The organism is Citricoccus sp. NPDC055426 (assembly GCF_040677445.1).
Lineage (GTDB): Bacteria > Actinomycetota > Actinomycetes > Actinomycetales > Micrococcaceae > Citricoccus.
The window spans coordinates 38,069-51,842 of sequence record NZ_JBFARZ010000009.1 but is presented as its reverse complement, the minus strand read 5'-3'; the positions used below and the strand labels follow the sequence as shown (position 1 = coordinate 51,842).

Below are 13,774 nucleotides of genomic sequence, written 5' to 3'. Positions count from 1 at the left end.
GGTCGAACAGTGGACTGCTGGTGCGGGCGGGGGGACTTGAACCCCCACGTCCGAAGACACTGGAACCTAAATCCAGCGCGTCTGCCAATTCCGCCACGCCCGCAAGCCCCGCCAGGCGGGGACAACGGCCCATCCTACCCGGTGGGGACCTGCGGTGTACGGCGGGGCGGACCGGTACGGATCAGGCCAGCGAGAGGTCCCGGCGGAGCTTGGCCACGTGGCCGGTCGCCCGGACGTTGTACTGCGCCAGCTCCACCGTGCCGTCGGGGCCGACGACCACGGTGGAGCGGATCAGCCCCTCATAGGTCCGGCCGTAGTTCTTCTTCTCGCCCCAGGCGCCATAGGCCTCTGCGACGGCGTGGTCCTCATCCGAGAGCAGGGGGAAGGTCAGCCCCTCCTTCTCGGCGAACGAGGCCAATTTGGCGGGGGCATCGGGCGAGATGCCCAGCAAGGTGAAGCCCTCAGCGGCGAAGGCACTGAGGCTGTCCCGGAAATCGCACGCCTGGGTGGTGCAGCCGGGCGTGGCGGCGGCCGGGTAGAAGTACACGATGACGCGCTGGCCGGAGTGGTCGGACAGGGAGACCGTGCCGCCGTCCTGATCCGTGAGGGTGAACGCGGGGGCGGTGTCGCCGGGGGCGAGGCGGTGCTGATCAGTCATGCGCACCACTGTAGGTCGTGGGGGAGAGGAACGCCTCGTCGGTACACAGTGGGAGCGACTCCAGCCAGACGGTGCCGGGATCGACCTCGGCGAGCCGTTCCCGGCCCACGAGTCTGGGTTCCCCGGACTCGTCCAGCACCGCGACGATCTCCGTCAGGACCGTCTCGGCGGTGATGACGAACGTCTCACCCTCGAGGTCCTCCGGGTCCAGGGCGATGCACCAGCGGGCCGCCTCGTCCTCGGACAGCGCCGGGGGGCTGGGCGGTGCGGGCACCGTCGGGTCCGGGTCCGGGGTCGGGATCGGAGCGGGTGCCGGGCCCGGCCTCGGAGGCACGGTGGGGTCGGGCGCCGGCTCGGTGGGGGCCGGATCCGGGGTCGGTTCCGGCGCGGGAGGAGGCGTCGGCTCCGGCGTCGGCGTGGGGGTGGGCTCCGGAGTGGGTGCCGGCTCGGTGGGCACAGGCTCGGTTGGCTCGGGGGGCGCCGGAGAGGCCGGGGGCGCCGTCGGATGCGGGGTCGAGGGCGGCGCGGTCGGAGTGGCGGTGGGGCGGGCCGGCGCCGTGGGCTGGGTCGTCGGCTTCGCCGTCGGCTTCGCTGTCGGTTTCGCCGTTGGTGCGGCGGTCGGCTTCGCCGTTGGTCTGGCCGGCTGCGCGGTGGGTCGGGCCGGTTTCGTCGTCGGCTTCGCGGTGGTCTTCGCGCCCGGCGTCGCCGTCGGCTTCGTGGTGGCCGTGGCCGGGGGCCGGGGTGTGTCGGCCGGCGGCGGGGTGCTGGGGCGCTCCCGGGGACCGGAGGCCCGCGTGGGTGGAGCGGCGGGTGCCTCGGCCCCGGGCGGATCCGTGGTGCCGCGCGCCTGCTGGCGCAGGCGCTGCAGCTCCTCGGCGGTCAGCGCGGCGGGTTGGCCGGCGACGGCCGGCAGGACGAGGGCGGGGTCCAGGGACTGACCGTCCAGGGTGAGGCCGAAGTGCACGTGGCAGCCGGTGGAGTTGCCCGTGGTGCCGGCCAGGGCGATCACATCCCCCCGGGCCACCGAATCCCCGGGGGAGACCAGCAGGGCGGAGTTGTGGTGGTAGGCGCTGGCCAGGCCCGAACCGTGGTCGATGTCCACCCGCAGGCCGGAGGTCCCCCGGTCCGCGGCGAAGCGGACGGTCCCGTCCGCCGCCGCGTGGACGGGTGTCCCGCAGGCCACCGGATAGTCCTGGCCGATGTGGAACTGCACGGAGGGGCCGATCCGGGTGGGATTGACCCGCCAGCCGAAGGGCGAGCTCAGGCTGATGGGGCCGGACACCGGATGGTCCAGCACCACGCCGAGGTCCGGCACGGAACCGCGGTGGACCGAGGCGGGTGCCCGATCCGGGCTGCCCGTGAGCGTGCCCTCGCGATCCTGCAGGGCGCGCTGCTGTGCGGCCGAGAGCACCACGAGGGAACCGGGGTAGGCGCCGCGGGCCGAGGCGAAGGTGGCGGTCACGGCCGGGGCGAGGGCGTCGGCCGGGCCGGATCCGCCGCGTCCGGCGTCGCGGGCCGAGGGATCGAGCGGGCCGGCCAGGAAGTCAGGGTGCAGCGCGGTGGACTCGCGACCGGCCTCCAGCCAGCCGCCGCCCGGCGTGACGTCGGAGTGGCCGGCGACGGCCGCCGTCGTGCCGGGGTGTGGTCCGGGACCGGTGGAGCCCGGGGTGCCGGACGGCAACGCCGTGGTGGGGCCGATCCCCCCGGAGACGGCCGCCAGGACCAAGGCCGCAGCCGCCGCGCCTGCGGGCGCCCATCCACGCTTCACGATCCCACGAACCTCCCACGCCAACCCCTCGAGTGTTACCCCGACAGCGTGGCATGCTTTGGCCACGGGAGGTAGACCTGAGGGTGAACGGAAGGTGCTTCAGGTGTGTCGGATCTCACGGCTGGGAACAGGGTGGGTGGAGGGGTGAGTGGATCCATCGCGCTGACGGGCCGTTAAACCAGTAGGACCCCGGTACCGTGACCGGGGTCCTACTGGTTCTGCTGCTGCGGTGCACCCCCCGGGACTCGAACCCGGAACCCATTGATTAAGAGTCAATTGCTCTGCCAGTTGAGCTAGAGGTGCTGGCCTGCTGCACCGGTATTCGGCCCGTGCAACGAGGAAAAACATTACCAGAGGAATCCGGTGGAAGCGAAATCGGCCCTACTCGTCGTAGTACGAGTCCAGGGTGTCCATGAAATGGGACATGAACTGGTGGAAGTCCTCGGCGTCGGATTCCTGCTCGAGCACCAGGGAGTCGGCGTCGGGCTCCTGCCTCGGCGCGGCCAGCAGGTCCCGCAGGTTCTCCGGCAGCGGAACCCGTGGCGCGCCGCTCACCTCGAACCAGGTCCGGAATCCGGTGACGGTCTCGACCTGGTAGCCGGTGCCGGTGTCCGCGAGGGTCGCCACATTGCCCAGGGCCACCGTGGCGATCGAGGCGTCCTCCCGCAGCCCCGGCAGGGCCTCGAGGTCCACGGGGCACAGCAGCAGCTCCAGGGGGTGGCGGCGGTAGCCGATCGTCCAGGGGTTTCCGGCGCCGGAGGGCTGGCCGTAGACCAGGTTGAAGTCCCCATGGTTGAGGACCTGGGAATCGAAGGCCTCACGGAGCAGGTACTTGAGGTCGTCGCCGTCCATGGGCACAGTCTACGGAAGGCGACCCCGGGCAGGCGGCAGGCAGGCGGGAGGCAAGCGGCAGGCAGGCGGCAGGCGCGCGGGAGGCGGCCGGGCACGGCCGGTGCGCCGGACACCGCCTGTCACGTGCGCCACGTCAGGGGCGCGGCGGTCTTAGGATGGGGGCCATGACCAGCCCCTCCGCAGACACCACCCTCCCCGGGGAGCCCGGCGGCAACGACGCCTCCGCCCCGGACATCAAGCCCCGCTCCCGTGCGGTGACCGACGGAATGGAGCGCGCCCCCGCCCGTGGCATGCTCCGTGCGGTCGGCATGGGCGACGACGACTTCGCCAAGCCGCAGATCGGCATCGCCAGCTCGTGGAACGAGATCACCCCCTGCAACCTCTCCCTGGACCGGCTCGCGCAGGCCTCCAAGGAGGGCGTGCACGCCGGCGGCGGCTACCCGCTCGAGTTCGGCACCATCTCCGTCTCGGACGGCATCTCCATGGGTCATGACGGCATGCACTACTCGCTCGTCTCCCGGGAGGTCATCGCCGACTCCGTGGAGACCGTGATGCAGGCCGAGGCCCTGGACGGCTCCGTCCTGCTGGCCGGCTGTGACAAGTCCCTGCCCGGCATGCTGATGGCCGCCGCCCGCCTGGACGTGGCCAGCGTCTTCATCTACGCCGGTTCCACCATGCCGGGCTACGCCACGCTCGAGGACGGGACCGAGAAGCAGGTCACCCTGATCGACGCCTTCGAGGCCGTGGGCGCCTGCGCCCGGGGGCTGATGAGCGAGAAGGACCTGGACACCATCGAACGGGCCATCTGCCCGGGCGAGGGCGCCTGCGGCGGCATGTACACCGCCAACACCATGGCCTGCATCGGCGAGGCCCTCGGCATGTCCCTGCCCGGCTCCGCCGCCCCGCCCTCGGCGGACCGCCGCCGCGACGTCTTCTCCCGCAAGTCCGGTGAGGCCGTGGTGAACCTGCTGCGCCTCGGCATCACCTCCCGGGACATCCTGACCATGAAGGCCTTCGAGAACGCGATCGCCGTGACCATGGCCTTCGGCGGATCCTCCAACGCCGTGCTGCACCTGCTGGCGATCGCCCGTGAGGCAGGCGTGGGCCTCACCCTGGAGGACTTCAACCGGATCGGGGACAGGGTGCCGCACCTGGGCGACCTCAAGCCCTTCGGCCAGTACGTCATGACGGACGTGGACAAGGTCGGCGGCGTGCCCGTGGTCATGAAGGCCCTGCTGGACGCCGGCCTCATCCACGGCGACGCCCTGACCGTCACGGGCCGGACCGTGGCCGAGAACCTGGCCGAGATCACCCCGCCGGACCTGGACGGCAAGGTCCTGCGTGCGCTGGACAACCCGCTGCACCACAACGGCGGCCTCGCGGTGCTCAAGGGGTCCCTGGCCCCGGAGGGTGCCGTGGTGAAGTCCGCCGGCTTCGATGCCGACGTCTTCGAGGGCACCGCCCGCGTCTTCGAGCGCGAGCGCCAGGCCATGGACGCCCTGGAGGCCGATGAGCTGAAGGCCGGCGACGTGGTGGTCATCCGCTACGAGGGCCCCAAGGGCGGCCCGGGCATGCGCGAGATGCTCGCGATCACCGGCGCCATCAAGGGCGCCGGCCTCGGCAAGGACGTCCTGCTGCTCACCGACGGCCGCTTCTCCGGCGGCACCACCGGCCTGTGCATCGGCCACGTGGCGCCCGAGGCGTCCGACGGCGGCCCCATCGCATTCGTGCGCGACGGAGACCGGATCCGGGTGGACATCGCCGGCCGCACCCTGGACCTGCTGGTCCCGGCGGACGAGCTCGCCGCGCGGAAGGACGGGTGGGAGCCGATCCCGCCGAAGTTCACCACGGGAGTGCTGGGCAAGTACGCCAAGCTCGTGCACTCCGCGGCCGAGGGCGCCTACCTCGGCTGAGGTCCACAGACCGGACATCCGTCTCACGATATGAGACGGCTGTCCGGTAGATTGACACCAACAGCACCACCTCGGGGATAATGGACCCATGTCCAACACGCGACGAGTCGTCGTTATCCAGCGCCTGGCCTGAACCACGGTTCGGGAACGGCGGGTTCGCCCGCTGCCAGGCGCGAGACCCCGAGTAGGCCGACCGGCCGCCGTCGGGGTTTTTTTGTTGGGGAAGCGGAACGGAACCGGCCACCACATCGGCTCCACGAGTTTCCCCGCCGTGAGGCGGGCGGACCCGGGGGACACCCGGGCCGGCACCCAAGGCGCACCAGTCGCCATCGGACAAGCAGTGACGAAGAGGCACAGCAATGAGTAACGGATCCCGCATCACCCCGTCGGTGATGCCATCCCATGCAACCCGTGACAAGCGGGAGAAGAGCGAGTCGGCGGCGGACCGCCTGGTACCGGGGTCGAACCGCGTGATCGGGCCGCAGACGATGACCGGTTCGCAGGCGATCGTGCGGTCCCTGGAGGAGTTGGGGGTCACGGATGTCTTCGGGCTTCCCGGCGGCGCCATCCTGCCGACGTACGACCCCCTGATGGACTCCACCGTCATCCGCCACATCCTCGTGCGGCACGAGCAGGGGGCGGGGCACGCGGCGCAGGGCTACTACCTGGCCTCCGGCCGCCCCGGTGTGGCCATCGCGACCTCGGGCCCCGGGGCCACCAACCTGGTCACGGCGATCGCGGACGCGCACATGGACTCCCAGGCCTGCGTGTTCATCACCGGCCAGGTGGCCTCCAGCGCGATCGGCTCGGACGCCTTCCAGGAGGCGGACATCGTGGGCATCACCATGCCGATCACCAAGCACTCCCGGCTGATCACCGACGCCCAGGACATCCCGCAGGCCCTGGCCGAGGCCTTTCACATCGCCACCACGGGCCGCCCCGGCCCCGTGCTGATCGACGTGGCCAAGGACGCCCAGCAGGCTGACATGGAGTTCTCCTGGCCGCCCAAGATCGACCTTCCCGGCTACCGCCCCGTGCTCCGGGGCCACTCCAAGCAGGTGCGCGAGGCCGCACGGCTGATCCAGCAGGCCGATCGGCCGGTGCTCTACGTGGGCGGCGGCGTGTCCCGCGGCCACGCGAGCGTGGAGCTGCGCGAGCTGGCCGAGCTGACCGGCGCGCCGGTGGTCACCACCCTGACGGCCCGCGGCGTCTTCCCGGACTCCCATGACCAGCACCTGGGCATGCCGGGGATGCACGGCTCCGTGGCCGCCGTGTCCGCCCTGCAGATGTCCGACCTGCTGATCACGCTCGGCGCGCGGTTCGACGACCGCGTCACGGGCCAGCTGTCCACCTTCGCCCCCAAGGCGAAGGTCATCCACGCGGACATCGACCCGGCCGAGATCTCGAAGAACCGGACGGCGGACGTGCCGATCGTCGGTTCGGTCAAGGAGATCATCCCCGAGCTGGCCGATGCCGTGCGGGACATCCACGGCGAGTCCGGTGCCCCGGACCTCTCCGAGTGGTGGACCGTGCTGAAGCGGCTGCGCGAGACGTACCCGATGGGGTACACGCCCACCGAGGACGGCCTGATGAGCCCGCAGAAGGTCATCGAACGGCTCTCGGCGCATTCCGGCCCTGAGGCCGTCTACGTGGCCGGCGTGGGGCAGCACCAGATGTGGGCCAGCCAGTTCGTGCAATACGAGCGCCCGCACCAGTGGCTGAACTCCGCCGGGCTCGGGACCATGGGCTTCTCCGTCCCGGCCGCCATGGGCGCCCAGGTCGGGAACCCGGACCGGGTGGTCTGGGCGATCGACGGCGACGGCTGCTTCCAGATGACCAACCAGGAGTTGGCGACCTGCCTGATCAACAAGATCCCGATCAAGGTCGCCATCATCAACAACTCCTCGCTGGGCATGGTCCGGCAGTGGCAGACCCTGTTCTACGAGTCCCGGTACTCCAACACGGACCTGAACACCGGGCACGACACCATCCGGGTGCCCGACTTCGTCAAGCTCGCGGAGGCCTACGGCTGCGTGGGGCTGCGCTGCGAGTCGGAGGAGGACCTGGATGCCACGATCGAGCAGGCCCTGGCGATCAACGACCGCCCCGTGGTGATCGACTTCGTGGTCTCCCGGGACTCGATGGTGTGGCCGATGGTCCCCTCGGGCGTCTCCAACAGCGAGATCCAAGTGGCCAAGGACATGACCCCGGACTGGGACGAGGAGGACTGAACATGGCAAGGCATACCCTGTCCGTACTGGTGGAGGACCTGCCGGGCGTGCTCACGCGCGTCACCAGCCTCTTCGCCCGCCGCGCCTTCAACATCCACTCGCTGGCGGTGGGCACCTCGGAACTCGAGGGGCTCTCCCGCATCACCGTGGTGGTGGAGGCGGAGGGTGACCTGCTGGAGCAGGTCACCAAGCAGCTGAACAAGCTGGTCAACGTCATCAAGGTGGTCGAACTGGCCGCCGACGCCTCCGTCCAGCGCGACCACCTGCTGGTCAAGGTCCGCTCCGATGCCGCGTCCCGGTCCCAGGTGGTCCAGGCCGTCGAGCTCTTCCGCGCCTCCGTGGTGGACGTCTCCACGGACTCGGTCACCATCGAGGCCACCGGGGCCGCGGACAAGCTCGCCGCCCTGCTCGAGGTCCTGGAGCCCTTCGGGATCCGCGAACTCGTGCGCTCCGGCACCATCGCCGTGGGGCGCGGGGGCAAGTCGATGACCGACCGGGCTCTGTCCAAAAACTGAGCCCGAAAACTGATCCAGACCTCTAGACCTCTCAACCCAATCCAAGGAGAACACCTGTGTCGACCACCAAGTACTACGAAGACGACGCCGACCTGTCGATCATCCAGGGCCGCACCGTCGCCGTCATCGGCTACGGCTCCCAGGGCCACGCGCACTCCCTGAGCCTGCGCGACTCCGGCGTCGATGTCCGCATCGGCCTCGCCGAGGGCTCGAAGTCCCGTGCCAAGGCCGAGGCCGAGGGCCTGCGCGTCGTCTCCGTGGCCGAGGCGGCCGCCGAGGCCGACCTGATCATGATCCTCACCCCGGACCAGGTCCAGGGCGCCGTCTACAACGAGCACATCGCCCCGAACCTGCAGGACGGCGACGCGCTGTTCTTCGCCCACGGCTTCAACATCCGCTTCGGCTACATCCAGCCGCCGGCCGGTGTGGACGTCGCGCTGGTCGCCCCGAAGGGCCCGGGCCACGTGGTCCGCCGCGAGTTCGAGGCCGGCCGCGGCGTGCCGGCCCTGGTCGCCGTGGAGCAGGACGCCACCGGCAACGCCAAGAACCTGGCCCTGGCCTACGCGAAGGGCATCGGCGGCACCCGCGCCGGCGTCATCGACACCACCTTCACCGAGGAGACCGAGTCCGACCTCTTCGGCGAGCAGGCCGTGCTCTGCGGCGGCGCCTCCCAGCTGGTGCAGTACGGCTTCGAGGTCCTGACCGAGGCCGGCTACCAGCCGGAGATCGCCTACTTCGAGGTCCTGCACGAGCTCAAGCTCATCGTGGACCTGATGGTCGAGGGCGGCATCGCCAAGCAGCGCTGGTCCGTCTCGGACACCGCCGAGTACGGCGACTACGTCTCCGGCCCGCGCGTGATCGACCCGTCCGTCAAGGAGAACATGAAGGCCGTGCTGGCCGACATCCAGGACGGCACCTTCGCCAAGCGCTTCATGGACGACCAGGCCGCCGGCGGCCCGGAGTTCAAGCAGCTGCGTGCCGCGGGCGAGGCCCACCCGATCGAGAAGACCGGCCGTGAACTGCGCCAGATGTTCTCCTGGCTCAAGGACTCGGACGACGACTACACCGAGGGCACCGCAGCCCGCTGAGCCGGCTGATCAGGCCTGCAACCGGTCCCACGGTTCCCGACGCCGGCCCCTCGTCTACCTGCCTTCCCTGCGGTAGGCGGGGGGCCGGCGTCATTCCCCTCGGTGCCAAGCCCTAGAATCGATACGGCCGACCCGAGCCAGCGCGGCCGGCCCACCTGCTCCACCCCAGCCCCACCACAGTCCCAACGAAAGCGAATGATCCGTGTCTGAGACCAAGCCCGTCGTCCTCATTGCTGAAGAACTCTCCCCGGCCACGGTGGACGCGCTGGGTCCCGACTTCGAGATCAGGACCACGGACGGCTCGGACCGCGCCCAGCTGCTGGCCGCCCTGCCGCAGGCCAACGCCGTGCTGGTCCGCTCGGCCACGAAGATGGACGCCGAGGCCATCGCCGCCGCCCCGCACCTGAAGGTCATCGCCCGTGCCGGCGTGGGGCTGGACAACGTGGACACCAAGGCGGCCACCCAGGCCGGGGTGATGGTCGTCAACGCGCCGACCTCCAACATCCTCTCCGCCGCGGAGCTCACCTGCGGCCACCTGCTGGGCGTGGCGCGCAACATCGCCCCGGCCAACCGGGCCCTGAAGGACGGGGAGTGGAAGCGCTCCAAGTACTCGGGCGTGGAGATGTACGAGAAGAAGCTCGGCATCATCGGGCTGGGCCGGATCGGCTCGCTCGTGGCCGAGCGCATGCGCTCCTTCGGCATGGAGATCCTGGCCTACGACCCATACGTCACCTCCGCCCGCGCCCAGCAGATCGGCGCCCGGCTGCTGACCCTGGACGAGCTGCTGGCCGAGGCCGACTTCCTCACCATCCACATGCCCAAGACCCCGGAGACCATCGGGATGATCTCGGACGAGCAGTTCGCCCTCATGAAGGACACCGCCTTCGTGGTGAACGTGGCCCGCGGCGGACTGATCGACGAGGAGGCGCTGGACCGCGCCCTGACCGCCGGCAGCATCGGCGGCGCCGCGATCGACGTGTTCTCCTCCGAGCCGGCGGTGGACCTGCCGTTCTTCGCCCACGACCACGCCGTGGTGACCCCGCACCTGGGCGCCTCCACCACCGAGGCCCAGGAGAAGGCCGGGGTGTCCGTGGCCAGGTCCGTGCGCCTGGCCCTGGCCGGTGAACTCGTCCCGGACGCCGTCAACGTGGCCGGCGGGGTCATCCACGAGGACATCCGCCCCGGCATCCCGCTGGCGGAGAAGCTCGGGCGGATCCTCACCGCCCTGTCCACGGGGGACTCCCTCACCGTGGTTGAGCTGGACGTGGCCGGCGAGATCGCGGACAAGGACGTGAAGTCGCTGCAGCTGGCGGCGCTCAAGGGCGTGTTCACGGACGTCGTCTCGGATCAGGTCTCCTACGTCAACGCCCCGGTGCTGGCCGAGCAGCGCGGCATCGAGTCGCGGCTGACCACCACAGCGGAGTCCCCGGCCTACCGCAACACGATCACCGTCAAGGGGGCCACCTCCAACGGCACCCAGCTCTCCGTGGCCGGCACCCTGACCGGGCCCAAGCAGGTGCAGAAGGTGGTGGGGATCGACGGCTACGAGCTCGAGGTCCCCCTGGCCGAGCACCTGCTGGTGTTCCGCTACGCCGACCGTCCCGGGGTCATCGGCACCATCGGCCGGGTCCTCGGGGACGCCGGCGTGAACATCGCCGGCATGGACGTCTCGCGCCAGGTCGAGGGCGGCGAGGCCCTGGCCCTGCTGACCCTGGACGCGGCGCTGCCCTCCGGTGTGGCCGAGGAGCTCGGCCAGGCCATCGGCGCCTCCAAGGTCGCCGGGATCGACCTCGAGGACTGAGCCGCCGTGGCAGAGAGCTACTACCTGACGACCGCGATCTCCTACCCGAACGGAGATCCCCACATCGGCCACGCCTACGAGTACGTGGGCACGGACGTGATGGCGCGCTTCCAGCGGCTGGACGGCAAGGACGTCTACTTCCTGACCGGCACGGACGAGCACGGCCAGAAGATGCAGCAGACGGCCGAGCGCGAGGGGATCACCCCCATGGAGCTGGCCACGCGCAACGCCGCACGGTTCAAGTCGGTCGACGACGAGGTCCTGGACATCTCCTACGACCGGTTCATCCGCACGACCGACGCGGATCACGCGGTGGCGGTCCAGGAGATCTGGCGGCGCATGGAGGCCGCGGGGGACATCTACCTGGACAGCTACGCCGGGTGGTACTCGGTCCGCGACGAGCGGTTCTTCACCGAGGACGAGACCGAGGTGCGCGAGGACGGTCAACGCTACGCGGCGGAGACCGGGACCGAGGTCACCTGGACCGAGGAGGAGAGCTACTTCTTCCGCCTCTCGGCCTACCAGCAGCCGCTGCTGGAGCTGTACCGCGCACGGCCGGACTTCGCGGCCCCGCAGTACCGGTTCAACGAGGTCATCCGCTTCGTGGAGTCCGGGCTGGAGGACCTGTCCATCTCCCGGACCTCCTTCGACTGGGGCATCAGCGTCCCGGCGCCGGCCGACGCCTCCGGACCGCAGCCGACGCAGGACCATGTCACGTACGTCTGGGTGGACGCCCTGACGAACTACCTGACCGGGGCGGGCTTCCCGGACGAGCAGTCCGAGCAGTTCCGGCGGTGGCCGGCCGACCTGCACGTCATCGGCAAGGACATCTCCCGCTTCCACTGCATCTTCTGGCCCGCGTTCCTGATGAGCGCCGGGATCGAGCTGCCCCGGCGCGTCATGATCCACGGCTTCCTCAACAACAACGGCGAGAAGATGTCCAAGTCGCTGGGCAACGTGGTGGGGCCGGCTGAGTGGGTCCAGCGCTACGGGCTCGACGCCGTCCGGTACTTCCTGCTGCGGGAGTTCCCCTTCGGGGCGGACGGCTCCTACAGCCACGACGCGGTGGTGGGGCGGAAGAACGCGGACCTGGCGAACAATCTGGGCAACCTGGCCCAGCGGTCCCTGTCCATGGTGGCCAAGAACCTGGGTGGGGTCCTCCCGGAGCCCGGTCAGTACACGGACGCCGACCGCGCCCTGCTGAAGTCCGTCTCCGGCCTGCTGGACGGCGCACGCGCGGACTACGCCGTGCAGGACTACCACCACGCGCTCGAGACCACGTGGGCCGTGCTGGGGGACGCCAACGCCTACTTCGCCGAGCAGCAGCCGTGGGTGCTGCGCAAGAGCGACCCGGCCCGCATGGCCACCGTGCTGTACGTGACGCTGGAGACCGTCCGGCGCGTGGCGCTGCTGGCCCAGCCCGTGATGCCCGGCTCGGCCACCCGGCTGCTGGACCTGCTGGGCGTGGAGGCCACCGGCGACGCCGGCCGCACCGGTTCCTCGGGGACCGGCGCCCGGTCCTTCGCGGCCTGGGACGCGGCCCTGGTGCCGGGCACCGCCCTGCCCGCGCCCACCCCGGTCTTCCCCCGCCACGAGGAGCCGGAGGCGGACTGAGCCGCTCCGCCCCACGCCACCACTTTGAGGGCAGAATGAACCGGTTCGTTCTGCCCTCAAAGTGAAGAGGCTGACGAAAGTGTCCATCATTCGGACAGGGCGACCACATGGTGGACGTTCGGGAGGGTGTCCACCTAACCTGACGGCATGGAGAACGTAGCCAACACCCCCGATCCGACCGCCGTGCTGGACCTCGCCGTGATCGGCGGAGACGGGATCGGCCCGGAGGTCACCGCCGAGGCCCTCAAGGTGATGCGGGCCGCCACCGCTGCGGTGGGAGACGCCGAGATCCAAGCCACGGAGTACTCTCTCGGTGCCGCCCACTGGCTCGAGACGGGGGAGACCCTGAGCGATGAGACCCTGGCGCGGCTGCGTGGCCATGACGCGATCCTCTTCGGCGCGGTGGGCGCAGCCCCGAACGACACCCGCATCCCGTCCGGCCTGATCGAGCGGGAGCTGCTGCTGAAGCTGCGGTTCTCCCTGGACCACGGCGTCAACCTGCGTCCCTCCCGCCTCTACCCCGGGGTGGTGAGCCCGCTGGCCCACCCCGGGGACATCGACTTCGTGGTGGTGCGCGAGGGCACGGAAGGCCCCTACGTGGGCAACGGCGGGGCCATTCGCACCGGGACGCCGCAGGAGATCGCCACCGAGGTCTCGATCAACACCTCCTTCGGCGTGGAGCGGGTGGTGCGCCACGCCTTCGCCCTGGCCGACGGGCGCCCCCGCCGCCACGTGAGCCTGGTCCACAAGCACAACGTCCTGGTCCACGCCGGCCACCTCTGGCGCCGGACCGTGGAGGCCGTGGCGGCCGAGTACCCGCAGGTCTCCCACGACTACATGCACGTGGACGCCGCCACGATCTACCTGACGACCGATCCCGCACGCTTCGATGTGATCGTCACGGACAACCTCTTCGGGGACATCCTCACGGACCTGGCCGCGGCCGTGAGCGGCGGCATCGGCCTGGCCGCCTCCGGCAACCTGAACATCTCGGGGACCGGGCCCTCCATGTTCGAACCGGTCCACGGCTCCGCCCCGGACATCGCCGGTCAGCAGAAGGCGGATCCCACGGCGGCCATCCTCTCCGCCGTCCTGCTGCTCGAGCAGGCCGGCCGCACCGAGGCGGCCCGGCGCATCAACGAGGCGGTGTGGTCCGATCTGGCGGCACGCGCCGCCGCGGGAGACCAGTCGGCGTCCCGGTCCACCGCGCAGATCGGCAGCGACATCGCCGCGCGCCTGTAGAGGCGTGCGCCGGCAGGGGTGCTCCGCCTGGATCGCCCACTGCGCGGCGGGTTCTATGATGGACGGACTCGAGAGAAGGAAGTTGCCGTGAC

General features: G+C 70.6%; 10 protein-coding genes and 2 tRNA genes. 7 read left to right on the top strand and 5 right to left on the bottom strand.

Annotated elements, in window-relative coordinates:
• Positions 1 to 18: 18 nt before the first annotated feature.
• The 5 genes from AB0K08_RS12780 to AB0K08_RS12760 all read right to left on the bottom strand — a co-directional run bounded on the left by AB0K08_RS12780 (position 19) and on the right by AB0K08_RS12760 (position 3,278).
• Positions 19 to 103 (bottom strand) — tRNA-Leu (locus tag AB0K08_RS12780).
• Positions 104 to 181: 78 nt separating this feature from the next.
• Positions 182 to 658 carry a thioredoxin-dependent thiol peroxidase gene (bcp, locus tag AB0K08_RS12775; RefSeq protein ID WP_363355028.1) on the bottom strand — a complete coding sequence of 159 codons (477 nt, stop codon included), beginning with the start codon at positions 656 to 658 and terminating at the stop codon, positions 182 to 184.
• Positions 651 to 2,426, bottom strand: a complete 1,776-nt coding sequence (locus AB0K08_RS12770) for a peptidoglycan DD-metalloendopeptidase family protein (protein ID WP_363355026.1) — start codon at positions 2,424 to 2,426, stop codon at positions 651 to 653. Before AB0K08_RS12770 ends, bcp begins: the two co-directional genes overlap by 8 nt.
• A gap of 230 nt (positions 2,427 to 2,656) precedes the next feature.
• Positions 2,657 to 2,729: transfer RNA gene (locus AB0K08_RS12765), tRNA-Lys, on the bottom strand.
• Between the two features lie 78 nt (positions 2,730 to 2,807).
• On the bottom strand, positions 2,808 to 3,278 hold the full coding sequence (locus tag AB0K08_RS12760; RefSeq protein WP_363355024.1) for a hypothetical protein: 471 nt from the start codon (positions 3,276 to 3,278) through the stop codon (positions 2,808 to 2,810).
• 164 nt (positions 3,279 to 3,442) lie between these two features.
• On the opposite strand from AB0K08_RS12760, the gene ilvD reads away from it, so the two are divergent.
• The 7 genes from ilvD (at position 3,443) to AB0K08_RS12725 (ending at position 13,682) form a co-directional block, all read left to right on the top strand.
• Complete coding sequence (ilvD, locus tag AB0K08_RS12755; protein WP_363355022.1) at positions 3,443 to 5,191, top strand: dihydroxy-acid dehydratase; 1,749 nt, start codon at positions 3,443 to 3,445, stop codon at positions 5,189 to 5,191.
• Between the two features lie 359 nt (positions 5,192 to 5,550).
• On the top strand, positions 5,551 to 7,422 hold the full coding sequence (locus AB0K08_RS12750) for an acetolactate synthase large subunit (protein ID WP_363355020.1): 1,872 nt from the start codon (positions 5,551 to 5,553) through the stop codon (positions 7,420 to 7,422).
• Positions 7,423 to 7,424: 2 nt separating this feature from the next.
• On the top strand, positions 7,425 to 7,937 hold the full coding sequence (gene ilvN, locus AB0K08_RS12745; RefSeq protein ID WP_363355018.1) for an acetolactate synthase small subunit: 513 nt from the start codon (positions 7,425 to 7,427) through the stop codon (positions 7,935 to 7,937).
• A gap of 56 nt (positions 7,938 to 7,993) precedes the next feature.
• Complete coding sequence (gene ilvC / locus AB0K08_RS12740; RefSeq protein ID WP_363355016.1) at positions 7,994 to 9,025, top strand: ketol-acid reductoisomerase; 1,032 nt, start codon at positions 7,994 to 7,996, stop codon at positions 9,023 to 9,025.
• 202 nt (positions 9,026 to 9,227) lie between these two features.
• Positions 9,228 to 10,826: a phosphoglycerate dehydrogenase gene (gene serA / locus AB0K08_RS12735; RefSeq protein ID WP_363355014.1), complete on the top strand. Its 1,599-nt coding sequence runs from the start codon at positions 9,228 to 9,230 to the stop codon at positions 10,824 to 10,826.
• A gap of 6 nt (positions 10,827 to 10,832) precedes the next feature.
• Positions 10,833 to 12,440 carry a methionine--tRNA ligase gene (gene metG, locus AB0K08_RS12730; RefSeq protein WP_363355012.1) on the top strand — a complete coding sequence of 536 codons (1,608 nt, stop codon included), beginning with the start codon at positions 10,833 to 10,835 and terminating at the stop codon, positions 12,438 to 12,440.
• Positions 12,441 to 12,587: 147 nt separating this feature from the next.
• Complete coding sequence (locus AB0K08_RS12725) at positions 12,588 to 13,682, top strand: 3-isopropylmalate dehydrogenase (protein WP_363355010.1); 1,095 nt, start codon at positions 12,588 to 12,590, stop codon at positions 13,680 to 13,682.
• Positions 13,683 to 13,774: the final 92 nt, after the last annotated feature.

What these genes read in the sequence shown, in the direction of transcription:
- bcp (WP_363355028.1), bottom strand. Translation starts at nt 658, where the DNA reads ATGACTGATCAGCACCGCCTCGCCCCCGGCGACACCGCCCCCGCGTTC.
- AB0K08_RS12760 (WP_363355024.1), bottom strand. Translation starts at nt 3,278, where the DNA reads ATGGACGGCGACGACCTCAAGTACCTGCTCCGTGAGGCCTTCGATTCC.
- ilvD (WP_363355022.1), top strand. Translation starts at nt 3,443, where the DNA reads ATGACCAGCCCCTCCGCAGACACCACCCTCCCCGGGGAGCCCGGCGGC.
- AB0K08_RS12750 (WP_363355020.1), top strand. Translation starts at nt 5,551, where the DNA reads ATGAGTAACGGATCCCGCATCACCCCGTCGGTGATGCCATCCCATGCA.
- ilvN (WP_363355018.1), top strand. Translation starts at nt 7,425, where the DNA reads ATGGCAAGGCATACCCTGTCCGTACTGGTGGAGGACCTGCCGGGCGTG.
- AB0K08_RS12725 (WP_363355010.1), top strand. Translation starts at nt 12,588, where the DNA reads ATGGAGAACGTAGCCAACACCCCCGATCCGACCGCCGTGCTGGACCTC.